This window comes from Nocardioides sp. Z30_9, from assembly GCF_058215735.1.
Window position 1 is genome coordinate 1062354 of record NZ_JBZAJF010000002.1, and the last position, 22234, is coordinate 1084587.

Sequence of the window (22234 nt, forward strand, 5' to 3'; positions counted from 1 at the left end):
CGCACCGGCAGGAGAACCGACATGAGCCAGGACCTCTGGGCCACCCGCCCCCTGTTCAACGACGACCACGAGTCGTTCCGGGTCAGCGTGCGCGAGTTCCTCGCCCGCAGTGTGACCGACCACGCAGACGAGTGGGACGCGGCCGGGATCATCCCCCGCGAGCCCTGGCTCAAGGCGGGGGAGCTGGGCTACCTCGGCATCAACGCCCCATCGGCGTACGGCGGCGGCGACTCCCTGGGCGACTACGCCTTCCGGGTCGCGATGATCGAGGAGTGTGCCCGCGCCGGCGCCACCTCCTTCCTCTCGGGGACCTCGTGCCACGCCGACATCGTGCTGCCCTACGTCTTCGACCTCGCCAACGAGGAGCAGCTGGCTCGCTGGGTCCCGGGGATGTGCTCGGGCGAGATCATCGGCGCGATCGCGATGACCGAGCCGGGCACCGGGTCCGACCTCCAGGGCATCCGCACCAGCGCCCGCCGCGAGGGCGACCACTGGGTGCTGAACGGGTCGAAGACCTTCATCACCAGCGGCATCAACGCCGACCTCGTCGTCGTGGTCGCGCGCACCGACCCGGACCCCGCCGCGCGGAGCAGGGCGTTCAGCCTGCTCGTGGTCGAGCGCGGGATGGAGGGCTTCACCCGGGGTCGCAACCTGGACAAGGTCGGGCTGAAGTCGCAGGACACCGCCGAGCTCGTCTTCGAGGACGTGGTCGTGCCGGCCGAGAACGTCCTCGGCGAGGTCGGCTCCGGCCTGGGCTACCTGATGAGCCACCTCCCGCTGGAACGGATCGGCATCGCGGTCGCTGCGTGCGCCGGTGCCCGGGCGGCACTGGCCTGGACGCTGGAGTACGTGCTGGAGCGCCAGGCCTTCGGCAAGCCGGTCGCCACCTTCCAGAACACCGAGTTCGCGCTCGCCGAGATGGTCACCGAGCTCGAGGTCACCCAGGAGTACGTCGACCAGGCGGTGCTCAAGCTGAACCGCGGCGAGCTCTCCGCCGTGGACGCGGCCAAGGCCAAGTGGTGGTCCACGGAGATGCACAAGCGCACTGTCGACCGGTGCGTGCAGCTGTTCGGCGGCTACGGCTACATGCTGGAGTACCCGATCGCGAAGGCGTTCGCGGACACCCGGGTGACCACGATCTACGGCGGCACCACCGAGATCATGAAGGTCATCGTGGCCCGCGACGTCCTGGGCCTGCGATGAGCGCCGACCAGTACGCCGACCTCGTCCGGCCCGCCGAGCTCGGCGCGGTGCTGGCCGAGGCCCTGGGCGACGACCGCTGGCGCGACCCGCAGGTGACCCTGATCGCGGGCGGAAAGTCCAACCTGACCTTCGGGCTGAGCAGCCCGGCCGGTGAGCTCGTGCTGCGCCGCCCGCCGACGGGTGACCTGCTGCCCAGCGCGCACGACATGGGCCGCGAGGCCCGGGTGCAGCGCGCGCTGGCCGGGACCGCGGTGCCGGTCCCCGGCATCCGCTACGAGGACACCGAGGGCGCGCTGCTCGGGGTCCCGTTCTACGTGATGGACCGCGTCGAGGGGTTGGTGCTGCGCGAGGAGCTCCCGGCGGGGTACGCCGACGACGCCGACTCCCGCGTCGCGATGGCGGACGCCCTGATCGACGCCCTGGTCGCGATCCACCAGGTGGACCCCGCGGCGGTGGGCCTCGGTGACTACGGCCGTCCGGACGGCTTCCTGGCCCGGCAGCTGCGTCGCTGGCGCGGTCAGTGGGACGCCTCGAAGACCGAGGACCTGCCCGACCTCGACGAGCTGGGTCGGCTCCTCGGCGAGCAGCTCCCGGCGCACCAGCGCGCCGGCATCGTGCACGGCGACTTCCGGCTGGACAACTGCCTGATGGACCCGGCCGACCCGACCCGGGTCGCCGCCGTGCTCGACTGGGAGATGTCGACCCTCGGTGACCCGCTCACCGACCTCGGGATGCTGCTCTTCTACTGGCGGCACCCCGGCGAGCCCGCCCCCCTGCTCACCCCGGCGCCGAGCCAGCAGCCCGGGTTCCCGGACCGCGAGCACCTGGCGCACCGGTACGCCGCGGCGACCGGGGTCGCCCTGGAGGGCCTGGACTACTACGCGGCGTTCGCCCACTTCAAGTTCGCGATCATCGCCCAGGGCATCGCCGCGCGCACCGCATCCGGGTCGATGGCGGGGCAGGAGTTCGGCAACCTGGACTCCGAAGTGCGCCGGATCGCCGCCGACGGGCTGGCCGTGCTGCGCGCGATCGGCTGAACTGACGACGTACACACCGCAGAGAACAAGAAGGTAGGGATCAACGTGGACTTCGAGCTGTCGCCGAAGGCGCAAGAGGCCGTGGCCGAGATGTGGGACTTCATGCGCGAGGAGGTCTTCCCGGCAGAGCCGGTGTGGGCGGCCTCGTTGCGCGAGCACGGCGAGCACTCCCACCCGCCGGTGATGGAGGACCTGAAGGCCTCGGCACGCGACCGCGGGCTGTGGAACCTCTTCCTTCCCCAGCTCTCGGGACTCTCCAACGTGGAGTACGCCGCGGTCGCGGAGGTCTCCGGGTGGTCGCCGGTGATCGCCCCCGAGGCGATCAACTGCCAGGCGCCCGACACCGGCAACATGGAGACGCTGCACCTGTTCGGCACCGAGGAGCAGAAGAGGACCTGGCTGGAGCCGCTGCTCGCGGGAGAGATCCGCTCGGCGTTCGCGATGACCGAGCCGGACGTGGCGTCCTCCGACGCCACGAACATCGAGACCCGGATCGAGCGCGACGGTGACGACTACGTCATCAACGGCCGCAAGTGGTGGATCACCGGTTCCGCCGACGAGCGGTGCCAGGTCTTCATCGTGATGGGCAAGAGCGACCCGGACGCCGACACCCACCGGCAGCAGTCGATGGTGCTGGTCCCGCGGGACACCCCAGGCCTGACCATCGAGCGGCACCTGCCGATCTTCGGCTACCAGGACCAGCACGGCCACTCCGAGATCGTCTTCGACGACGTCCGGGTCCCGGCGAGCAGCCTGCTGGCCGAGGAGGGCGACGGGTTCAAGATCGCGCAGGCCCGGCTCGGGCCCGGACGCGTCCACCACGCGATGCGTGCGATCGGGATGGCCGAGCGGGCGTTGGCCCTGATGGTCGAGCGGGCCAAGAGCCGCGTCGCGTTCGGGAAGCCGCTCGCCGACCAGGGCGTGGTCCAGGAGCTGATCGCCCAGTCGCGGATCGACATCGACCAGGCCCGGCTGCTGGTCTACAAGACCGCGTGGCTGATCGACCACCACGGCGCCAGGGGCGCGCGCACCGAGATCGCGGCGATCAAGGTGGCCGCGCCGGCGATGGCGACCGCGGTGATCGACCGGGCGATCGAGGTCTTCGGTGGGGCCGGGGTCAGCGACGACACCCCGCTGGCGTACTTCTACGCCTGGGCGCGGGTGCTGCGCATCGTGGACGGCCCCGACGCGGTGCACCGCCGGTCGATCGCACGCGAGGAGCTGCGCCGGGAGCGCCCCTACACCGGCTGAGCCCCGATTGGATGACCCGGTGGATTACCTGGGGGAATACCCATAGGGGGTATAGGGTTGGGAGATCTGCAAGCCTGATTTCCGACCCTCGACCTGATCAGGAGCCCTCCGATGAACACCACCGAGTACCAGGTCACCGGCATGACGTGCGGCCACTGCGAGGCGGCGGTCCGCGAGGAGGTCACTGCCGTGCCCGGCGTCCAGGACCTCCAGGTCAGCGCCGAGACCGGCAAGCTGGTGATCGTCTCCTCCGCGCCGGTCGACGACGACGCCGTGGTCGCGGCGGTCGACGAGGCCGGCTACGAGGCGGTTCGCGTGCGATGAACGCCGGGACGCGCCTGGGGGTGTACGCCGCCGGTCTGGCCGTCGTGTTCGGCGCCGCCTACACGACCGCGGACGCCGTCGTCCCGCAGAGTGCCGTCCGGAGCTGGGCCGACGAGTCGGCGGAGAAGTTGCACGAGAAGTCCGAGGGCCACGACGGCGCCGAGCACGCGGCCACGCCTCGCAGCGAGGCGGCGGCCGAGAGCCAGGTGCAGGGCGTGAGCATCGCGCGGGACGGCTACCTGCTCGGCACGGTGACCGCCCCCACCGGTCTCGGGGAGCGCAAGGACCTGTCCTTCCGGATCCTCGACGACCGGGGCCGTGCGGTGACGAGCTACGAGACCTCGCACGAGCGGCGGCTCCACCTGATCGTCGTACGCACCGACGGGACGCACTTCCGCCACGTGCACCCGACCATGGACGCCGAAGGCACCTGGTCGCTGCCGTGGCGCTGGACGGCAGCGGGCACCTACCGGGTGTACGCCGACTTCGTTCCCGAGGGATCCGACGGGAAGAGCGCGGCTCCCGTGACGCTGACAAGGACCCTCGAGGTCGCCGGCGAGCTCGACCCCGTCCGGGCCGAGCCCACGAGACGGGCCTCGGTCGACGGGTTCACCGTCGACCTCACCGGGGACCTGGTCCCCGGGACCGGGTCGGAGCTGACCCTGCGGGTGTCCCGCGACGGCAGGCCGGTCACCACGCTTCAGCCCTACCTCGGGGCCTTCGGGCACCTGGTCGCGCTTCGGGAGGGTGACCTGGCCTATCTCCACGTCCACCCCGAGGGGGAGGAGCCCGCGGCCGGTGCCCGGTCCGGGCCGGACCTGGAGTTCGTGGCGCAGGCGCCCACCCCGGGCCGCTACCTGCTCTACCTCGACTTCCGCGTCGACGGTTCGGTCCACACCGCTCCCTTCGTCCTCGACACCGCAGGGACGCCCCGGGAGACCGGGACCCCGGCTCCCGGGACCGAGGACCACTCCGGTGGACACGGCCACTGACCACCGATCCACTCCCTGAGAGGAGGAGGAGACCATGACTGCACCGCCTGTCCAGGGGACCGGCCCCACGATCGAGCTCGAGATCGGCGGGATGACCTGTGCCTCCTGCGCAATGCGCGTGGAGAAGAAGCTGAACAAGCTCGACGGCGTGAGCGCGACGGTGAACTACGCGACCGAGAAGGCCCAGGTCCATGCCCCCGAGGGGCTGGACCCGGAGACGCTGATCGCCGAGGTGGCCAAGGCCGGCTACACCGCACAGCTGCCCCGCCCCGCGACCCCGGCTCCTGACGGGGCCGACGCGGAGGACCAGTCCGACCCCGAGCTGGTCCGGCTGCGGCAGCGCCTGATCGGCTCGGTCGTGCTCGCCGTGCCGGTGATCGCGATGTCGATGGTCCCGGCGCTGCAGTTCGACTACTGGCAGTGGGCCTCGCTGGTGCTGGCCGCGCCGGTGGTGCTGTGGGCCGCGTGGCCCTTCCACAAGGCCGCCTGGGTCAACCTGCGCCACGGTGCCGCCACGATGGACACCCTGGTCTCGCTCGGCACCCTCTCGGCCCTGCTGTGGTCGCTGTATGCGCTGTTCCTCGGCACCGCGGGCACGCCGGGGATGACCCACCCGTTCCAGCTGACCGTGGAGCCCACCGACGGGGCCTCGAACATCTACCTCGAGGTCGCCGCAGGCGTCACGATGTTCCTGCTGGCCGGGCGGTACTTCGAGAAGCGGTCCAAGCGGCGGGCAGGGGCGGCGCTGCGTGCCCTCCTCGAGCTCGGCGCCAAGGACGTCACCGTGCTGCGTGGGGGAGCGGAGGTCCGCGTCCCGACCTCGGAGCTCGGGGTCGGCGACGAGTTCGTCGTACGCCCGGGGGAGAAGATCGCCACCGACGGGGTGATCACCTCCGGCAGCTCGGCGGTCGATGCCTCCATGCTCACCGGCGAATCGGTGCCCGTCGAGGTCGGTGAGGGCGATGCCGTCACCGGCGGCACCGTGAACGCGGGCGGCAGGCTGGTCGTCCGCGCCACCCGTGTGGGCGCCGACACCCAGCTCGCCCAGATGGCCAAGCTCGTCGAGGACGCCCAGTCGGGCAAGGCGCAGGTGCAGCGGCTGGCCGACCGCGTCTCCGGGATCTTCGTCCCGGTGGTGATCGGGATCGCCGTGGCGACGCTCGGGGCCTGGATCGGGGCCGGCTTCCCGCTCAGTGCCGCGTTCACCGCAGCAGTGGCGGTGCTCATCATCGCCTGCCCGTGTGCGCTCGGGCTGGCCACGCCGACCGCCCTCCTGGTCGGCACCGGCCGCGGCGCCCAGCTCGGCGTGCTGATCAAGGGGCCCGAGGTGCTCGAGTCGACGCGCCGGATCGACACCGTGGTGCTCGACAAGACCGGCACCGTCACCACCGGGACGATGACGCTGGTCGACGTCGTCACCGCACCGGGGGTCTCCCGGGACGAGGTGCTGCGACTGGCCGGCGCACTCGAGGCGGCCTCCGAGCACCCGATCGCCCGGGCGATCGCCCTGTCCGCCGCGGACGAGCTCGGCCCGTTGCCCGACCCGGTTGGGTTCACCAACGTCGAGGGGAGGGGCGTACGCGGCAGCGTCGAGGGACACGCCGTGCTGGTGGGCCGGGAGTCCCTGCTCCGCGAGTCCGACCAGCCCCTCGGCGAGGACCTCGCCGCGGCGAAGGCCCAGGCGGAGCGAGAGGGCAGGACGACCGTCGCCGTCGCCTGGGACGGCGCCGCACGAGGCGTGCTGGTCGTGGCCGACCGGGTCAAGCCCACGAGCGCGGAAGCCATCGCCCAGCTGCGGGACCTGGGCCTGACCCCGATCCTGCTCACCGGCGACAACCGGGCCGTGGCCGAGCAGATCGCCGCCGAGGTCGGTGTCGAGCAGGTCATCGCCGAGGTGCTGCCCCAGGACAAGGTGAGCGTGATCTCGGACCTGCAGGACCAGGGCCGGGTCGTCGCCATGGTCGGGGACGGGGTCAATGACGCCGCAGCTCTGGCCCAGGCCGACCTCGGGATGGCGATGGGGACGGGCACCGACGTCGCCATCGAGGCCGCCGACATCACCCTGGTGCGCGGAGACCTGCGCAGCGCCGCGGACGCCATCCGGCTCTCCCGCAGGACCCTGGCGACGATCAAGGGGAACCTGTTCTGGGCCTTCGGCTACAACGTCGCCGCGATCCCGCTGGCGGCCCTGGGCCTGCTCAACCCGATGCTGGCCGGCGCCGCGATGGCCTTGTCCAGCGTCTTCGTCGTCGGCAACAGCCTGCGGCTGCGCTCGTTCAGGAGCCGGGCCGCGGACTCCGAGGCCACCACCACCGCACCCGAAGGAGCCTGACCACATGGACCTGACCGACCCCGGCCAGCTGGCCGACCCTGAGGCGGGGAGCGAGGCCGCCGCCACGCACGCCCACCACGGCTACATCTCGGACAAGGCCCGCTACCTCGCCCGGCTCAAGCGGATCGAGGGGCAGGCGCGCGGCATCCACCGGATGGTCGAGCAGGAGCAGTACTGCATCGACATCCTGACCCAGGTCAGCGCGCTCACCAAGGCCCTGGAGTCGGTGGCCCTCGGCCTGCTCGAGGACCACCTCCGGCACTGCGTGATGGACGCGGCCGTGGAGGGCGGCCCGGCCGCCGAGGCCAAGCTCAAGGAAGCGACCGACGCGATCGCGCGACTGGTGCGTTCCTGACCCGGAGGAAGCTGATGGACGCACGCAACGCGATGGCGGCGAACGCGACCCTGCACTGTCTCACCGGCTGTGCCATCGGGGAGATCGCGGGCCTGATGATCGGCATCGCCCTCGGTCTCAGCACCGCGACGACGATCGCGCTGGCCGTCGGCCTCGCCTTCGTGTTCGGCTACGCGCTCTCCACGCTTCCGCTGGTGCAGGCGGGGCTGGGGTTCCTGGCCGCTCTCCGCCTGGTGCTCGCAGCCGACACGATCTCGATCCTCACCATGGAGGTCGTCGACAACCTGGTGATGGCCCTGATCCCCGGCGCCATGGACGCGGGCCTGGTCAACCCGGTGTTCTGGGTCGGCATGATGATCGCCCTTGCGGTCGCCTTCCTGGCCGCGTTCCCGGTCAACCGCCACCTCATCGACAAGGGCAGGGGCCACGCGCTCACCCACCAGCACCAGCACCAGCACGAGCACGAGCACGAGCGGACGGAGGCTCCATGAACACCAACACCCTCGCTGCCGGTGTCGTCGGCTTCCTGCTCGGCGGACTCGTGGTCTCGATCGCCGCCGAGCTCGAGGACGAACAGCCGCCGGCCCCGAGCCACGGCTCCAGCGTCGTGCGCCACCACGACGGGTGAGATGGGAGGGCGACGACCGTGGTCCCGCTCAGCGAGGGGGATCGCTGGTCAGCGCCTGCACCCCAGCGCCGGCCAGCGCCGCCCGGAGGGGCTCGTCGAGCACCGTGTCGGTGATCAGGCCGGTGAGGTCACCGAGGTCGCAGACCCGGACCGGTGCCACCAGGCCCTGCTTCGAGCTGTCCGCCAGCACGTAGGCACGGGTGGCCGTCTCCAGCACGACGCGCCGGGTGGCGACCTCGTCGACGTAGTGGTCGGTGAGGCCCGCCTCGGCGTGGATCCCGCCGGTCCCGAGGAAGGCCAGGTCGGGGCGGAGGTCGCGGAGGAAGCCGATCGCCGTCGCGTTCGAGACGGCCAGGTCGCCGGAGCGGACCCGGCCGCCCGCCACGAGCAGCTCGACGCCGGCGCGCTCGGCGAGCTCGGCCGCGACCAGCAGCGAGCAGGTCACCACCCGGCCACGGAAGTCCGCGGGCAGGGCGCGCGCCACGCTGACGCAGCTCGTGCCGACGTCGATCATCACCGTCATCCCCGGCTCCACCAGCGAGGCGGCCGTGGCGGCCATCGCGGTCTCCTGCTCGCTGGCGCGCAGGGTGCGCGCCGGGTCGGGCGCCCCCTCGCCCCGGCCGGGGAGGTGGCTGGCGCCGCCCCGGACCCGCAGCAGCCGACCCCGGTGGTGCAGCTGGGACAGGTCGCGGCGAACGGTCTCCAGCGAGACCTGGAGCAGCTCGGCGAGCGCCTCGCTGCTGACGTAGCGCTCGGACTCCAACAGGGCCACTATGCGGGCGTGCCGTTCGGCGGCGAGCACGTGGTGTTCCCTTCGGCCGGTGAAGTCGGCGCGCAACGTACCCGCCCGATCACGCGAGGTGTCCACACGAGTGTCCACGCATCGGATGCGCCCGGCCTGCCCCGAACGGGGCGACGAGGTCGCGTTGGGTCCACCGTGATGCACTGGCACGCAAGCACCGATCACCCCAGCCTCCCCCTCCAAGGACTCAGATGCCGTCAGCTCGCGCGTTCCTCGTCATGGTCGTGGCCGTCGCGGGCGTCGGCCTGGTCGCCCCCCAGCCGGCGGTCGCCGCCTCGCGCTCGCAGGTCCGCCCGGTCGCGGCTTCGTTCGACCGCGAGGTGCTGCGGCTGGTCAACCGGGCCCGTGCCCGGCACGGCGTACGCCCGCTGACTCCGCGGGCCTGCGTGGAGCGGGCGGCGAACCGCTGGGCCCGCGTGATGGCGACCCGGAACACGTTCCGGCACCAGCAGCGGCGGACCCTGGTCCGTTCCTGCGGCACGCGCTACGTGGGGGAGAACATCGCGATGGGCCGGCCGATGAGCGCCGCCAAGGTGGTCCGGATGTGGATGCGCTCCAAGGGGCACCGCGCCAACATCTTGAACAAGCACTACCGCCACCTCGGGGTGGGTGGCTACCGGTCGGTGCGCACCGGCCTCACCTACGTGGTGCAGGACTTCAGGCGCTAGCGTCCCCGCCATGGTCGAGAAGAGCGTGTGGATGAAGCAGGTCGAGGCCGACCCGGAGCACTCGTCCTGGTACGTCGAGCGGTTCCGCGCACTGGCGGCCGCCGGTGAGGACCTGGCCGGTGAGGCGCGGCTGGTGGACGCGCTGGTGCCACGCGGTTCGCGGATCCTGGACGCGGGCTGTGGCCCGGGCCGGGTCGGTGCCGCCCTGGCCGCAGCCGGGCACGACGTGGTCGGCGTCGACGTCGACCCGGTGCTGGTCGAGGCAGCCGTCACCGACCATCCCGGGCCGACCTGGATCGTGGAGGACCTGGCCGAGCTCGACCTGGCGAGCCACGGCATCGAGGAGCCCTTCGACGCCATCGTCAGCGCCGGGAACGTGATGGCGTTCGTGGCGCCGAGCACGCGCCGAGAGGTGCTGCGACGGCTCCGTGCGCACGTGCGCGAGGGCGGTGCCGTGGTGATCGGCTTCGGTGCCGGTCGCGGCTACGAGTTCTCGGAGTTCCTCGACGACGCGCGCGGGGCGGGGCTGGAACCGGACCTGCTGCTCGCCACCTGGGACCTCCGGCCGTGGCGCGAGGACTCCGACTTCCTCGTCGCGATCCTGCGGGCAGGTGGCTGACCCGCGACCCGTGGGAGCCGTTCCATAGGATGGGGGCCCACCCCCCCAACTTCGTTGTTCGGAGGCTCCTCCTTGCTCGCGATCGTCGCTGCGCACTTCGTGGCCGCAGCGATGTCCCCGTGGCTGGTGCGGAGGCTGGGTCGGCGTGCCTTCCTGGTGCTGGCCCTGGTGCCGCTCGTCGGGCTCGGCTGGACCCTGGCCCAGACCGGACGGGTGCAGGACGGGAACGCGCCCGTGCAGGTCCTCGACTGGGTGCCGAGCCTGGGCCTCGAGCTCGCCTTCCGGATGGGCACGCTGCAGTGGCTGATGGCCGTGGTGGTCACGGGCGTGGGGGCGCTGGTGCTGTCCTACTGCGCCTGGTACTTCGACGACGACGACCCCGGGCTGGGCAACTTCTCGGGGAACTTCGTGGCCTTCGCCGGCTCCATGCTGGGCCTCGTCCTGTGCGACGACCTGCTGGTCCTCTACGTGTTCTGGGAGCTGACCACGGTCTTCTCCTACCTGCTCATCGGCAGTGACCCCGCCAAGCGGGCGAGCCGGAACGCAGCCATGCAGGCGCTCATCGTGACCACGCTGGGCGGGCTGGCGATGCTCGTCGGGATGCTGATGCTCGGCCAGCAGGCAGGCACCCACCGGATCAGTGAGATCCTCGCCGACCCGCCCGCCGGAACGGTCACCGCCGTGGCGATCGCCCTGCTGCTCGTGGGCGCCCTGAGCAAGTCCGCGCTGGTCCCGTTCCACTTCTGGCTTCCCGGTGCCATGGCCGCGCCCACCCCGGTGAGCGCCTACCTGCACGCCGCCTCGATGGTGAAGGCCGGCGTATACCTCGTGGCGCTGCTGGCCCCGGCGTTCGCGGGCACCCCGGGATGGCACGAGATCGTGCTCACCCTGGGCATCGCCACCATGCTGCTCGGCGGGTGGCGCGCCCTGCGGCAGTACGACGTGAAGCTGCTGCTCGCCTACGGGACCGTGAGCCAGCTCGGCTTCATGCTGGTCGTCCTCAGCGTCGGGACGCGCGCCACCGCCCTCGCCGGGCTGGCGCTGATCCTGGGCCACGCGCTGTTCAAGGCGACCCTGTTCCTCGTGGTCGGCATCGTGGACCACCAGGCGGGGACCCGCGACCTCCGGGTTCTCTCCGGGGTCGGCCGGTCGGCCCCGCTCCTGTTCGTGACGACCTGCGTCGCGGGTGCCTCGATGGCCGGACTCCCGCCGCTGCTCGGCTTCGTGTCCAAGGAGAGCGCGTTCGGCTCCCTGCTCGACGTCGCCGAGGCCGGTGACCGCCCGGGGATCACGCCCCTGGCCGGCTGGCTGGTGCTGATCGGGGTGGTCCTCGGCTCGGTGCTGACCGTGGCCTACACGGCCCGGTTCCTGTGGGGCACCTTCGCCACCAAGCCGGGCGTGCCCCCGATCGCCTTCCCCGCGGTGCCCGGCGGCTTCATCCTCGCCCCGGTGGTCCTGTCGACGCTCACCCTGGCGCTGGGGTTCGCCGGGCCGGTGCTCACCAAGGTCTTCGAGCCGCACACGGACCAGTTCCCAGCCGGCGTCCACAAGGCCGAGCTGGCGCTGTGGCACGGCCTCGGGCTGCCGCTTGCATTCTCGGCGCTGACCCTGCTGCTGGGGCTGTTCATCTTCGCGCGGCGGCAGACCTTCGGGCTGATCCAGACGGCCCTCTCACCCTCCTGGGCGGCGGAGAACGGCTACCGGCTGGTGATGCGCACCGTGGACCGGTCGGCCGTGGAGATCACCGGCTTCACCCAGCGCGGTTCCGTGGCGGCGTACCTCGCGGTGATCCTCGGGGTGGTGCTGCTCCTGCCGGGGATCGCGGTCCTCGGTGCCCTCGACGGACCCATCGACGTGGTGCTGTGGGACTCCCCGGCACAGGCTGTGGTGGGACTCGTGATCATCCTGGCCGCGTTCTCCGCGACGCGTTCGCGGCGCCGCCTGCGGGGGGTGATCCTCGTCGGGGTGACCGGCTACGGGACCGGGATGCTGTTCATCCTGCACGGCGCCCCGGACCTCGCGCTGACCCAGGTGCTCGTCGAGACGACCAGCCTGGTGATCTTCGTGCTGGTGCTGCGCCGGCTCCCGCCGTACTTCACCGACCGGCCGCTGTCCCCGCGCCGCTACTTCCGGGTGGCGCTGGGCGCGGCCGTGGGCGGCGTGGTCGCGCTGGTCATGCTGGTCACCACCGGGGCCCGCACCGAGGTCGCGGTGTCGACGGCCTATCCCGAGGAAGCGGTGCGGTTCGGCGGCGGCGGGAACATCGTCAACGTCATCCTCGTCGACATCCGGGCCTGGGACACGCTGGGGGAGATCTCCGTGCTCGTGGCCGCCGCGACCGGCGTCGCCAGCCTGCTGTTCCTCAACACCCGGCTCTCCGGGATCCGGCGCGTCTACGACATCCCCCAGCCGGAGTCGGTGGAGAAGGTGCCGACCGGACCGGGCAGGCGCGTGTGGCTGCCGGGTCCGCGGACGCTGTCCCCGGACCGCCGCTCGATCATCTTCGAGGTGGTGGCCCGGCTGCTGTTCCCGGCCGTCATCGTGTTCAGCATCTACCTGCTCCTCGCCGGCCACAACAACCCCGGCGGCGGGTTCGCGGCCGGCATGGTCACCGGCCTGGCCCTGATGGTCCGCTACCTGGCAGGCGGCCGCTACGAGCTCGACGAGGCGGCCCCGATCGACGCCGGCGTCCTGATGGGCACCGGGCTGTTCATCGCAGCCGCCTCGGGGCTGGCCCCGCTCGCCTTCGGGGGAGCGGTGCTGCAGAGCGCCCAGGTCGACCTGCACCTCCCGCTGGTCGGTGACCTGCACATCGTGACGTCGATGTTCTTCGACATCGGGGTCTACCTCGTCGTGGTGGGCCTGGTCCTCGACCTGCTGCGCGCCCTCGGCTCCCGCATCGACCGGCAGATCCTCCGCGAGGAACGCGCGGCCGAGAAGGAGGGTGCCCGATGAGCACCAACCTGACCCTGATCATCACCGCAGCCACCCTGATCGGGTGCGGGGTCTACCTCGTCCTCGAACGCAGCCTGACCCGGGTCCTGCTCGGCCTGCTCGTGCTGGGCAACGGTGTGAACCTGCTGTTCCTGATCTCCGGCGGACGGGCCGGCAAGGCGCCCATCGTCGGGGGCGCCGACCCGGGGGAGATGTCAGACCCCCTCCCGCAGGCGCTGGTGCTGACCGCGATCGTGATCGCGCTCGGCACCACCGCGTTCCTGCTGGCGATGGCGCACCGGAGCTGGCAGCTCAACGGCAACGACGACGTGCAGGACGACGTCGAGGACGCCTCGATCCGGCGCCTCGCGGCCGCCGACGAGGCCTCCGACAGCCACGACCTCGCCACCGGCGGCGAGGACGACGAGATCCTGGAGGAGGGCGCATGAGCTTCCTGGTCCCCCTGCCGGTGATCCTGTCCCTCTTCGGGGCCGGTGCCGCCCTGATGCTCTCGCGCCGTCCCCGGGCCCAGCGCCTGGTGAGCGTCTCGGTGGTCGCCTCGGTGGTCGTGATCGCGGCCGTGCTGCTGGTGCGCGCCGACCTCTACGGCCCCCAGGTCGCCTGGCTCGGGGCGTGGACGCCCCCGCTCGGCATCAGCCTGGTCGCCGACCGGCTCTCGTCGCTGATGCTGCTCGTCTCGTCGGTCGTGACGCTCGCCGTGCTCTGCTACTCGCTCGGGCAGGGGATGACCTCCGACGACAACGAGTCGCCGGTCTCGATCTACCACCCGACGTTCCTGGTCCTCGTCGCCGGCGTCTCGAACGCCTTCCTGGCCGGCGACCTGTTCAACCTGTTCGTCAGCTTCGAGATGCTGCTCTTCGCCAGCTACGTGCTGCTCACCCTCGGCGGCACCGAGACCCGGATCCGTGCGGGCACGATCTACGTCGTCGTGAACATGCTGTCCTCGATGCTGTTCCTGATCGCGCTCGCAGCGGTCTACGCGGCCACCGGAAGCCTGAACCTGGCCCAGGTGTCCCAGCGCATCGCCGAGCTGCCGGACGCGGTCGCCCTCACCCTGCAACTGCTCCTGCTGACCACGTTCGCGGTCAAGGCGGCCGTCTTCCCGCTCTCGCTGTGGCTGCCGGACAGCTACCCGACCGCCCCGGCCCCGGTGACCGCGGTGTTCGCCGGCCTGCTCACCAAGGTGGGCGTCTACGCGATCCTGCGCGTGCAGACCCTGCTGTTCCCCGACAGTCCGCTCACGGACCTCTTGATGTGGGCCGCGCTGGTCACGATGGTGGTGGGGATCCTGGGCGCGGTCGCCCAGTCCGACATCAAGCGGATGCTCTCGTTCACGCTGGTCAGCCACATCGGCTACATGATCTTCGGTATCGGGCTGGCGACGCAGGCCGGCATCTCCGGCGCGGTGTTCTACGTCGCGCACCACATCACGATCCAGACTGCGCTGTTCCTGGTGGTGGGGCTGATCGAGCGCCGTGCGGGCAGCACCGCCCTGCTCAGGCTCGGGGGGTTGGCCCGGCTGGCGCCGTTGGTGGGCATCTTGTTCTTCATCCCGGCGATGAACCTCGCCGGGATCCCGCCGATGTCCGGGTTCCTGGGCAAGGTCGGTCTGCTCCAGGCCGGCCTCGACGTCGGCACCCCGCTCGCGATCACCCTGGTCGTGGGTGGCGTGGTCACCAGCCTGCTCACCCTCTACGCCGTGGCCAAGACCTGGACGATCGCGTTCTGGCGTACGCCGGAGCAGGCGCACGAGACCGCGCATGCGCTCCCGGTGCCCGGCGAGGAGGCCGACCAGCACCACCCGAACGTGTCGATGGTCCGGCACCGTGGCCACGTCCACGTCGGCGGCGCGGCGTACGCGACGTTCGACCTCGAGGAGGCGCGGCGGGTCCGCGACGAGGAGTCACCGGACCGCGACCTCTACCAGCTGCTGCGCGACGGCGAGCTCCCCGACCGGCTGCCGATGGCGATGGTGCTGCCGACGGCCGCGCTGGTCGCGTTCAGCCTCGTCTTCACCCTCGTCGCGGGACCCCTGTTCGGGTTCACCGACCGGGCCGCCGAGGACCTGGTCCAGCGCACCCCCTACCTCGAGTCGGTGCTCAGCGAGGCCGGCCAGTGAGCCCCCAGCTGAAGACGCGCCGCGACGGACAGGTGCGCCCGGCCCGCTACCGGTCGCTGCAGCTCCCGGTGCTCGTCGTCCTCACCGTGGTCTGGATGGCCCTGTGGGGCGAGGTCTCGCTGAAGACCGTGGTCGGCGGTTTCCTGGTCAGTGTCGTGGCCTGCTTCGTGTTCCCGCTGCCGCCGCTGCACCTCGACGTCCGGGTGCACCCGATCCCGCTGGTCCGGCTGCTGGTCCGCTTCGCCGCGGACGTCGTGATCTCCAGCATCCAGGTGGCCTGGGTGGTGCTGCGGCCCCAACGCACGCTGCGCAACGCGGTGATCGAGGTCAACCTGCGGACCCCGTCGGACTTCGTCCTGGTGGTGGTGGCGGAGATGACCTGCCTGATCCCGGGCAGCCTGGTCGTGGAGGCGCGGCGCTCCACGCACACGTTGTTCCTGCACGTGCTCGACGTCGGGGACGACGAGGGGGCGGAGAAGTTCCGTCAGAGCGTCCTCGCCCAGGAGGCCCGCGTGGTCCGCGCCCTGGGCGGGCGGATCGAGCACCTCGACCGCGAGGTTCCCACCACCCCGGGAGGATCCCGATGACCGTCGTACTGATCATCTGCGCGGCGATGCTGACGCTCGCCGCCCTGTGCACCGTGGCCCGGATGACCATCGGCCCGACGATCCTCGACCGGGCCGTGGCGCTGGACGTGTTCGTCGCGGTCGGCATCTGCGGGCTGGCCATGGAGGCTGCGCACAACCGGCACACCACCACCCTGCCGATCCTGCTGGTGCTCACGCTGCTCGGGTTCGTCGGCTCGGCGAGCATCGCCCGGTTCACGCCAGGCAGCGACGACATCGACGAGGACCGCCCATGAGCTGGGTCCAGGTCGCCGACGTCATCGGCGCGGTCTGCATGCTGCTCGGCGCCCTGCTCTCGCTGATCGCCGGGATCGGCGTGCTCAGGCTCCCGGACCTGCTGAGCCGGATGCACGCGGCCACCAAGCCCCAGGTGCTTGGCCTGGTGCTGGTCCTGATCGGTCTCGGCTTCCGGCTGCGCGACCCCGGTGCCATCGGCATCCTGGTGCTGGTCGCCCTGTTCCAGATGATGACCTCGCCGGTCGCCAACCACATGGTCGGCCGGGCCTCCTTCCGCGCCGGGCAGGTGCGCGAGGAGAACCTCGTCGTCAACGAGCTCCCCGACCTGCAGCGTGGATCCGAGGAGCCGCGCGGCGCCCCCTGACCCGGGACCCCTGACCCGGGACCCCGGACCTCGACGGACTTGAACCTCAGCACTGGCGGGGTTCACTGGACGAGAGCCGTGCACACCGAGGTGCACGTCCCCACGCACTGACGCGCACCCGGTGAACCACCTGGGGAACATCGCGGCGACGACGGAGGCACTCGTGCAGATTGACACCAAGGTCTGGGTCGTCACGGGGGCGGGGAACGGGATCGGGCGCGAGCTGGTGCTGCAGCTGCTGTGGGGTGGTGCCCGGGTGGCGGCCGTCGACATGGACCGCAGCGGGCTCCAGGAGACCGTGACCGTGGCGGCGGTCGGCGAGCGGCTGTCCACCCACGTCGTGGACATCACCGACCGTGCTGCCGTGGAGGCGCTGCCCGAGGCCGTGCTCGCCGCGCACGGTCAGGTGGACGGGCTGGTCAACAACGCCGGCATCATCCAGCCGTTCGTCACGGTGGACGAGCTCGACTACCCGACCATCCAGCGCGTGCTCGACGTCAACCTGATGGGCACGCTGCACATGGTCAAGGCGTTCCTGCCGCACCTCCAGCAGCGGCCCGAGGCGCACATCGCGAACGTCTCGAGCATGGGCGGGTTCTTCCCGTTCCCGGGGCAGACGGTCTACGGCGCGGGCAAGGCGGCGGTCCGGCTGCTCACCGAGGGCCTGTACGCCGAGCTGCTCGACTCGCACGTCCGGGTCTCGTTGATCATGCCCGGAGCGGTCGCGACGGCGATCTCGCAGCACTCCGGAGCGGGCTCGGGGAACTCCGCCGACTCGGGGAACGTCCCGATGACGACCCCGGACAAGGCCGCCAGGATCATGGTGACCGGCATCGAGAAGAACAAGCTGCACATCTACGTCGGCGCCGATGCCCGGCTGATGAGCCTGGCGATCAAGGTGGCGCCGCGTGCCGCGATCCGCCTGGTCCAGAAGGCGATGGCCAAGCGCCTCCCATCCCCCGACGGGGCCCTCGACGGGGCCCCCGGCAGTGCCGCCGGCCCCGTTGGACCGGAGGTTCCCGGCGGCCCGTCCCGGGGTGTTCCTGCTGCGGGACGTGACCGGGAGCGGTAGGCTTGGTGTCGTACCAGCCATCATTTGATGGTCATGGGCTCCACGATGTTGGCGGGCCGTCGGCCGGCTGCCTGATCTGTCGCAGATCCGCGGAGCCCGTCGTCACCAGTCGCACCCAGTCGGACCACCCGTAGGGGGCGCAGCCGCTCCGGCTCGTTCCGTTCCTGGTCCGGCCCCTGGTCTCGGAGCCAGGGGAACTGTCCCACCCGCCGCGACCAGCGGCGTTCCGAGTATCTCCCGAGGAGGAGTAAGTGGCTCGACGAGGCACGCGCCAACCGGGCGCTCGCCGTTCGGCTCCACGTGCCCAGCGCCGGGCCCGTGACCTCGACGGAGAGGGCATCATCCCGGTGCTGGCCCGGGCCGTCCGCGAGGTGGAGACCGCCGCGCAGCGTGGTCCCGTGCAGTCCTCGGCCCGCACCAAGTTCCAGGTGGTGGCGCTGCTCGTGCGCGAGGAGCGTGCCCGGCTCAAGGCCGACGAGAGCCTGACCGAGGCCCAGCGCAACGCCCAGCTCAAGCGCCTCGACGGCGTGGCGACGATCCTGGCGAAGACGGCTGCCCGCGACACCTCGCTGCTGCAGCTGCTCGCCGAGGACTCCGAGGTCTCCGACGCCGCCCGCTCGCTCAAGCGCGAGCTCCTCAAGCGCGCCGGGGTGGAGGCGCCCCCCGAGGAGGCCGCACCCAAGCAGCAGGACGAGCCCGCCGCCACCACCACCCGTCGTGTGGTGCCGCAGTCGGTGGTCTCGCGCCAGCTCGCCAACCCGTTCCTCGCGCCCGACTTCTCGGCCGCGGCCAAGAACAAGTCCCACCCGCGCCAGCTCGCGACCTGGGAGCTGCTCGGTCCGCTGTTCCGCGCCTTCGAGTACGGCGGCGCCTCGTCCTGCATGAAGCTGCCCGAGCCCACGTCGCTGCGCACGCCGCAGGGCCAGGAGCTGATGCGGCACCAGGCCGAGGTCGTCGCGGCCGCGGCTGCGGGGCACCGGACCTTCCTGCTCGCCGACGAGCCCGGCCTGGGCAAGACGGCGCAGGCGCTGCTCGCCGCCCAGGCCGCGAACGCCTACCCGCTGCTCGTGGTGGTGCCCAACGTGGTCAAGACCAACTGGGCCCGCGAGGCCGAGCTGTGGACGCCGCGGCACCGCGCCACCGTGATCCACGGCGACGGCCACACCATCGACGGGTTCGCGGACATCGTGGTCGTCAACTACGAGGTGCTCGACCGGCACGTCGGCTGGCTCGGTGACTTCGGGTTCCGCGGCATGGTCGTCGACGAGGCCCACTTCATCAAGAACAAGAGCTCGCAGCGCTCGCAGCACGCGCTGCAGCTCTCCCAGCGCATCCGGGCACGGATCGCCCAACCGCTGCTGATGGCCCTGACCGGAACCCCGCTGATCAACGACATCGAGGACTTCCGGGCGATCTGGCAGTTCCTCGGTTGGATCGACGACAAGGCCCCGCTGGGGCCGCTGATGGAGTCGCTGGAGGAGACCGGGCTGACCCCGGCCGATCCGGGGTTCTACCCGGCGGCACGCACGAGCGTGATCGACCTCGGCATCGTCCGTCGCCGCAAGGTCGACGTCGCCGCCGACATCCCGGCCCGCCGGGTCGCCGACCTCCCGGTCGAGCTCGACGACGCCGTGGGCCGGTCCATCCGCGAGGCCGAGCGCGAGCTCGCCCGCCGGCTGGTGGCGCGCTACGACAGCGCTCTCGCGACCCGCGCCTCCGGTGTCGTGGTCGAGGGCATCGACCACGAGCTGGTACGCCGGGTCGCCGGGTGGGAGCGCGACGACACCACCACGACGAAGTCGGGCGAGAACGTCTTCAGCATGATGCGCCGCATCGGCCAGGCGAAGGCGGGCCTCGCGGCTGACTACGCCGCCCAGCTCGCGCACAGCGTCGGCAAGGTCGTGTTCTTCGCCAAGCACGTGGACGTGATGGACGTGGCGGAGGAGACCTTCGCCAAGCGGGGCATCCGGTTCGCCTCGATCCGGGGCGACCAGACCACCAAGACCCGCGAGAAGAACATCGCCGCCTTCCAGGAGGACCCCGAGGTGGCGATCGTGGTCTGCTCGCTGTCCGCGGCGGGCGTCGGCCTCAACCTGCAGGTCGCCTCCAACGTCGTCCTCGCCGAGCTCTCCTGGACCGACGCCGAGCAGACCCAGGCCATCGACCGGATCCACCGCATCGGCCAGGAGCAGCCGGTCACCGCGTGGCGGATCATCGCCGCGCAGACCATCGACACCAAGATCGCCGAGCTCATCGACAGCAAGGCCGGCCTCGCCGCGCGCGCTCTCGACGGGTCCGACGAGGAGGTCTCGTCCTCCGCCGACGTGCAGCTCGAGGCCCTGGTCGTGCTCCTCACCGAGGCGCTGACCCAGCGGGCGGGGACGACCGAGGACACGTTCTCGGGCGAGAACCTGACCGACGCCGGCCAGCGCATCGGCTGAGGGGCCGACTCAGTCCAGCAGGAGCCTCAGCGGCACCGTGGCGCTGAACGTGCTGCCCACGCCGACCTTGCTGTCCACGGTGAGGGAGCCCCCCATCAGGGAGGTGATCTCCTGGGAGATCGCCAGGCCGAGCCCGGCCCCGCCGTACTTGCGCGTGGTCGACGGGTCGGCCTGGGTGAACGGGTGGAACAGGGTCGGCAGCTGGTCCTCGCCGATCCCGATGCCGGTGTCCTCCACCCGTACCCGCAGCCGTGGGTCCGGGCCGGGATCGCGGACGACGTCGACGGTGAGGGACACCCGCCCCACCTCGGTGAACTTCACCGCGTTCTCCAGCAGGTTCGAGATCACCTGGGACAGCCGGAGGGCGTCCGCCTGTACCTGGTGCGGGACGTCGTCGGCGACGTGCCAGCCCAGGTCGAGGCCGCGGCGGTGGGCGAGCTTGGCGGCGTACGTCGCGGTCTCCTCCACGAGCGCGCGGACGTCGACGGCCGTCTCGTTCAGGGCGAAGGTGCCCGCCTCCATCCGGGAGAAGTCCAGGAGGTCGCCGACCAGCTGGAGCAGCCGCTCCCCGGAGCGGTCGATCAGCTGCACCAGGACGCTCTGGTCCTCGTCCAGCTCGGTCTCCATCAGGACCTCCACCGAGCCGAGCAGGCTGGTCAGCGGGGTCCGGACCTCGTGGCTCATGTTCGCCAGGAACAGGGACTTGGTGGCGCTCGCCTCCTCGGCCAGCCGACGCGTGCGCTCGAGCTCGCGGCGCAGCTCGTTGCTCTCCGTGATGTCCTCCGCGACGCCGTGCACCCCCACGACCTCGTTGCTCACCACGACCGGCATCGCCGTGAGGCTCATCTCGATCCGGTGCCCCTCGCGGTGCAGCATGCTCGCCTGCAGCTGCTGCGGGATGCGGTCGACCGCGTCCTGGAACGCATCGACGGTGCGCTGCACGTGCTCGGGGCAGATCAGCGCGTCGAACCTGAGCTTCCGCAGCTCGGGGAGGGAGTAGCCGCTCAGCCGCAGCGCCACGGGGTTGGCGTCGACGAAGTAGCCCTGGAGGTCGACCGAGAACGCGGCGTGCGGGTTGTACTCGAACAGCGAGCGATGCCGCTCCACGCTGTCGGCGAACGCACGCCGGCTTCCGTCGTGGATGGGTCCGCCTGAGGTTCTTCGATGGGCCCTGCTGGTCACTGCCCGCGCCTTCCCGAGACCGCTGATGCGGGTATGGTTTCACGAAGCGCCGATTTGGTGCACATAATGCGCTTAACCGGCGAGAGGCTCGCCACGGGACGCCGGCTCAGGCGAGATCACCGGCGAGGCGCCGTGCGGTCGAGTGCAGGACGGGCACGGCCTCGCGGATCAGGGCGTCGCTCATCCGCGGCGCCGGACCCGACACCGACAGTGCCAGGCGCAGGGTGCCTCCCGGCACCACGACGGCGACGCAGCGCACGCCCACCTCCTGCTCGCCCTCGTCGAGGGCGTACCCGCGTGCGCGCACCCGGGCGAGCTCGGCCAGGAGCGCGGCGGGCTCGGTGATCGTGTGCGGGGTGAACCGGGCGAGGCCGGCGCGCTCCACCAGGGCTCCCACCTCGTGCTCGCCGGACTCGGCGAGCAGGGCCTTCCCCACGGCGGTGCAGTGCAGGTCCACGCGGCGGCCGACCTCGGTGAACATCCGCATCGAGTGCCGGCCGGGGACCTGGGCGAGGTAGGCGACCTTGTTCCCGTCGAGCATGGCGAGGTTGGCCGTCTCACCGATCTCCTCCACCAGGTGGCGAAGGTGCGGCAGCACGAGCGCCGACAGTGCCGTGGAGGAGCCCTCGGCGAGCAGGAACAGCCGGGGGCCCAGGGCGTACTGCCGCGACGGCTCCTGGCGCAGGTAGCCGAGGTCGACCAGCGTGCGCGCCAGCCGGTGCAGGGTCGGCGGCGGGAGCCCGGAGTCGGCCGCGAGCCTGGACAGCGAGACGGGGCCGCTGTGCGCCGCGACCAGCTCGAGCACGCGGAAGGCGCGCTCGAGCGACTGCACCCCGCCGGCGCGGGTGGGCCGGGCAGCCGCAGGGGCGCCCGTGGGGGGCCGGGTACCGGCCCGCTCAGGTTCGTCGCGCATGTCGTCTCCGCTCGGATTCCGCATCTCGGAACCACCCGGATCCTAGGCCCCTTGACACGAGCCAGTCCTGTCGATGAGGTTGTGAGGGGCGCCACACCAGGTTCCACCATACGA

22 protein-coding genes are annotated in these 22234 nt (G+C 71.5%); 19 read left to right on the forward strand and 3 right to left on the reverse strand.

What is annotated here, in order from left to right:
• Positions 1–21 precede the first annotated feature (21 nt).
• From AC4BGB_RS15820 to AC4BGB_RS15860, 9 genes are all read left to right on the forward strand, one after another.
• A complete protein-coding gene (locus tag AC4BGB_RS15820) occupies positions 22–1203 on the forward strand; it encodes an acyl-CoA dehydrogenase family protein (RefSeq protein WP_490547836.1) in 1182 nt (393 codons plus the stop codon).
• Complete coding sequence (locus AC4BGB_RS15825) at positions 1200–2240, forward strand: phosphotransferase family protein (protein ID WP_490547837.1); 1041 nt, start codon at positions 1200–1202, stop codon at positions 2238–2240. Before AC4BGB_RS15820 ends, AC4BGB_RS15825 begins: the two co-directional genes overlap by 4 nt.
• 45 nt (positions 2241–2285) lie before the next feature.
• Positions 2286–3491 carry an acyl-CoA dehydrogenase family protein gene (locus tag AC4BGB_RS15830; RefSeq protein WP_490547838.1) on the forward strand — a complete coding sequence of 402 codons (1206 nt, stop codon included), beginning with the start codon at positions 2286–2288 and terminating at the stop codon, positions 3489–3491.
• A gap of 111 nt (positions 3492–3602) precedes the next feature.
• Positions 3603–3815 (forward strand): heavy-metal-associated domain-containing protein, encoded by a 213-nt coding sequence (locus AC4BGB_RS15835; protein ID WP_490547839.1) that lies wholly within the window; start codon positions 3603–3605, stop codon positions 3813–3815.
• Positions 3812–4807 (forward strand): DUF8832 domain-containing protein, encoded by a 996-nt coding sequence (locus tag AC4BGB_RS15840; RefSeq protein WP_490547840.1) that lies wholly within the window; start codon positions 3812–3814, stop codon positions 4805–4807. Before AC4BGB_RS15835 ends, AC4BGB_RS15840 begins: the two co-directional genes overlap by 4 nt.
• Positions 4808–4841: 34 nt before the next feature.
• Positions 4842–7139 carry a heavy metal translocating P-type ATPase gene (locus AC4BGB_RS15845; RefSeq protein WP_490547841.1) on the forward strand — a complete coding sequence of 766 codons (2298 nt, stop codon included), beginning with the start codon at positions 4842–4844 and terminating at the stop codon, positions 7137–7139.
• Positions 7140–7143: 4 nt separating this feature from the next.
• On the forward strand, positions 7144–7494 hold the full coding sequence (locus AC4BGB_RS15850; RefSeq protein ID WP_490547842.1) for a metal-sensitive transcriptional regulator: 351 nt from the start codon (positions 7144–7146) through the stop codon (positions 7492–7494).
• A 14-nt stretch (positions 7495–7508) separates the two neighbouring features.
• Positions 7509–7985 (forward strand): DUF4396 domain-containing protein, encoded by a 477-nt coding sequence (locus AC4BGB_RS15855; protein ID WP_490547843.1) that lies wholly within the window; start codon positions 7509–7511, stop codon positions 7983–7985.
• A complete protein-coding gene (locus AC4BGB_RS15860) occupies positions 7982–8122 on the forward strand; it encodes a hypothetical protein (RefSeq protein ID WP_490547844.1) in 141 nt (46 codons plus the stop codon). The genes AC4BGB_RS15855 and AC4BGB_RS15860 overlap by 4 nt, the downstream gene beginning before the upstream one ends.
• A gap of 28 nt (positions 8123–8150) precedes the next feature.
• On the opposite strand, the gene AC4BGB_RS15865 is transcribed toward AC4BGB_RS15860, so the two are convergent.
• On the reverse strand, positions 8151–9089 hold the full coding sequence (locus tag AC4BGB_RS15865) for a DeoR/GlpR family DNA-binding transcription regulator (protein ID WP_490547845.1): 939 nt from the start codon (positions 9087–9089) through the stop codon (positions 8151–8153).
• Positions 9090–9115: 26 nt separating this feature from the next.
• Between AC4BGB_RS15865 and AC4BGB_RS15870 the strand changes: the two genes are divergently transcribed.
• From AC4BGB_RS15870 to AC4BGB_RS15915, 10 genes are all read left to right on the forward strand, one after another.
• A complete protein-coding gene (locus AC4BGB_RS15870; protein WP_490547846.1) occupies positions 9116–9592 on the forward strand; it encodes a CAP domain-containing protein in 477 nt (158 codons plus the stop codon).
• A gap of 10 nt (positions 9593–9602) precedes the next feature.
• Positions 9603–10211, forward strand: a complete 609-nt coding sequence (locus tag AC4BGB_RS15875) for a class I SAM-dependent methyltransferase (RefSeq protein ID WP_490547847.1) — start codon at positions 9603–9605, stop codon at positions 10209–10211.
• A gap of 72 nt (positions 10212–10283) precedes the next feature.
• Positions 10284–13166 carry a Na+/H+ antiporter subunit A gene (locus AC4BGB_RS15880; protein WP_490547848.1) on the forward strand — a complete coding sequence of 961 codons (2883 nt, stop codon included), beginning with the start codon at positions 10284–10286 and terminating at the stop codon, positions 13164–13166.
• Positions 13163–13594, forward strand: coding sequence for a Na(+)/H(+) antiporter subunit C (locus AC4BGB_RS15885; RefSeq protein ID WP_490547849.1), 432 nt, complete (start codon positions 13163–13165; stop codon positions 13592–13594). The genes AC4BGB_RS15880 and AC4BGB_RS15885 overlap by 4 nt, the downstream gene beginning before the upstream one ends.
• Positions 13591–15285, forward strand: a complete 1695-nt coding sequence (locus AC4BGB_RS15890; protein WP_490547850.1) for a Na+/H+ antiporter subunit D — start codon at positions 13591–13593, stop codon at positions 15283–15285. The genes AC4BGB_RS15885 and AC4BGB_RS15890 overlap by 4 nt, the downstream gene beginning before the upstream one ends.
• Positions 15282–15872 (forward strand): Na+/H+ antiporter subunit E, encoded by a 591-nt coding sequence (locus AC4BGB_RS15895; RefSeq protein WP_490547851.1) that lies wholly within the window; start codon positions 15282–15284, stop codon positions 15870–15872. Before AC4BGB_RS15890 ends, AC4BGB_RS15895 begins: the two co-directional genes overlap by 4 nt.
• On the forward strand, positions 15869–16147 hold the full coding sequence (locus AC4BGB_RS15900; protein ID WP_490547852.1) for a monovalent cation/H+ antiporter complex subunit F: 279 nt from the start codon (positions 15869–15871) through the stop codon (positions 16145–16147). Before AC4BGB_RS15895 ends, AC4BGB_RS15900 begins: the two co-directional genes overlap by 4 nt.
• Positions 16144–16512 carry a monovalent cation/H(+) antiporter subunit G gene (mnhG, locus tag AC4BGB_RS15905; protein WP_490547853.1) on the forward strand — a complete coding sequence of 123 codons (369 nt, stop codon included), beginning with the start codon at positions 16144–16146 and terminating at the stop codon, positions 16510–16512. Before AC4BGB_RS15900 ends, mnhG begins: the two co-directional genes overlap by 4 nt.
• Positions 16513–16675: 163 nt before the next feature.
• The gene (locus tag AC4BGB_RS15910; protein WP_490547854.1) at positions 16676–17584 is read left to right on the forward strand and encodes an SDR family NAD(P)-dependent oxidoreductase; all 909 of its coding nucleotides are present in this window, start codon (positions 16676–16678) and stop codon (positions 17582–17584) included.
• Positions 17585–17835: 251 nt separating this feature from the next.
• Complete coding sequence (locus tag AC4BGB_RS15915; RefSeq protein ID WP_490547855.1) at positions 17836–20025, forward strand: DEAD/DEAH box helicase; 2190 nt, start codon at positions 17836–17838, stop codon at positions 20023–20025.
• A 9-nt stretch (positions 20026–20034) separates the two neighbouring features.
• On the opposite strand, the gene AC4BGB_RS15920 is transcribed toward AC4BGB_RS15915, so the two are convergent.
• Together AC4BGB_RS15920 and AC4BGB_RS15925 are read right to left on the reverse strand one after the other, a co-directional pair.
• On the reverse strand, positions 20035–21207 hold the full coding sequence (locus AC4BGB_RS15920; RefSeq protein ID WP_490547857.1) for a PAS domain-containing sensor histidine kinase: 1173 nt from the start codon (positions 21205–21207) through the stop codon (positions 20035–20037).
• 106 nt (positions 21208–21313) lie between these two features.
• On the reverse strand, positions 21314–22120 hold the full coding sequence (locus tag AC4BGB_RS15925; RefSeq protein ID WP_490547858.1) for an IclR family transcriptional regulator: 807 nt from the start codon (positions 22118–22120) through the stop codon (positions 21314–21316).
• Positions 22121–22234: the final 114 nt, after the last annotated feature.

Excerpts from the sequence above, each read along its gene's own strand:
- AC4BGB_RS15855 (WP_490547843.1), top strand. The coding sequence starts at position 7,509 with ATGGACGCACGCAACGCGATGGCGGCGAACGCGACCCTGCACTGTCTC.
- AC4BGB_RS15860 (WP_490547844.1), top strand. The coding sequence starts at position 7,982 with ATGAACACCAACACCCTCGCTGCCGGTGTCGTCGGCTTCCTGCTCGGC.
- AC4BGB_RS15820 (WP_490547836.1), top strand. The coding sequence starts at position 22 with ATGAGCCAGGACCTCTGGGCCACCCGCCCCCTGTTCAACGACGACCAC.
- AC4BGB_RS15875 (WP_490547847.1), top strand. The coding sequence starts at position 9,603 with ATGGTCGAGAAGAGCGTGTGGATGAAGCAGGTCGAGGCCGACCCGGAG.
- AC4BGB_RS15885 (WP_490547849.1), top strand. The coding sequence starts at position 13,163 with ATGAGCACCAACCTGACCCTGATCATCACCGCAGCCACCCTGATCGGG.
- AC4BGB_RS15890 (WP_490547850.1), top strand. The coding sequence starts at position 13,591 with ATGAGCTTCCTGGTCCCCCTGCCGGTGATCCTGTCCCTCTTCGGGGCC.
- AC4BGB_RS15925 (WP_490547858.1), bottom strand. The coding sequence starts at position 22,120 with ATGCGCGACGAACCTGAGCGGGCCGGTACCCGGCCCCCCACGGGCGCC.
- AC4BGB_RS15850 (WP_490547842.1), top strand. The coding sequence starts at position 7,144 with ATGGACCTGACCGACCCCGGCCAGCTGGCCGACCCTGAGGCGGGGAGC.
- mnhG (WP_490547853.1), top strand. The coding sequence starts at position 16,144 with ATGAGCTGGGTCCAGGTCGCCGACGTCATCGGCGCGGTCTGCATGCTG.
- AC4BGB_RS15845 (WP_490547841.1), top strand. The coding sequence starts at position 4,842 with ATGACTGCACCGCCTGTCCAGGGGACCGGCCCCACGATCGAGCTCGAG.
- AC4BGB_RS15835 (WP_490547839.1), top strand. The coding sequence starts at position 3,603 with ATGAACACCACCGAGTACCAGGTCACCGGCATGACGTGCGGCCACTGC.
- AC4BGB_RS15870 (WP_490547846.1), top strand. The coding sequence starts at position 9,116 with ATGCCGTCAGCTCGCGCGTTCCTCGTCATGGTCGTGGCCGTCGCGGGC.
- AC4BGB_RS15900 (WP_490547852.1), top strand. The coding sequence starts at position 15,869 with ATGACCGTCGTACTGATCATCTGCGCGGCGATGCTGACGCTCGCCGCC.
- AC4BGB_RS15840 (WP_490547840.1), top strand. The coding sequence starts at position 3,812 with ATGAACGCCGGGACGCGCCTGGGGGTGTACGCCGCCGGTCTGGCCGTC.
- AC4BGB_RS15825 (WP_490547837.1), top strand. The coding sequence starts at position 1,200 with ATGAGCGCCGACCAGTACGCCGACCTCGTCCGGCCCGCCGAGCTCGGC.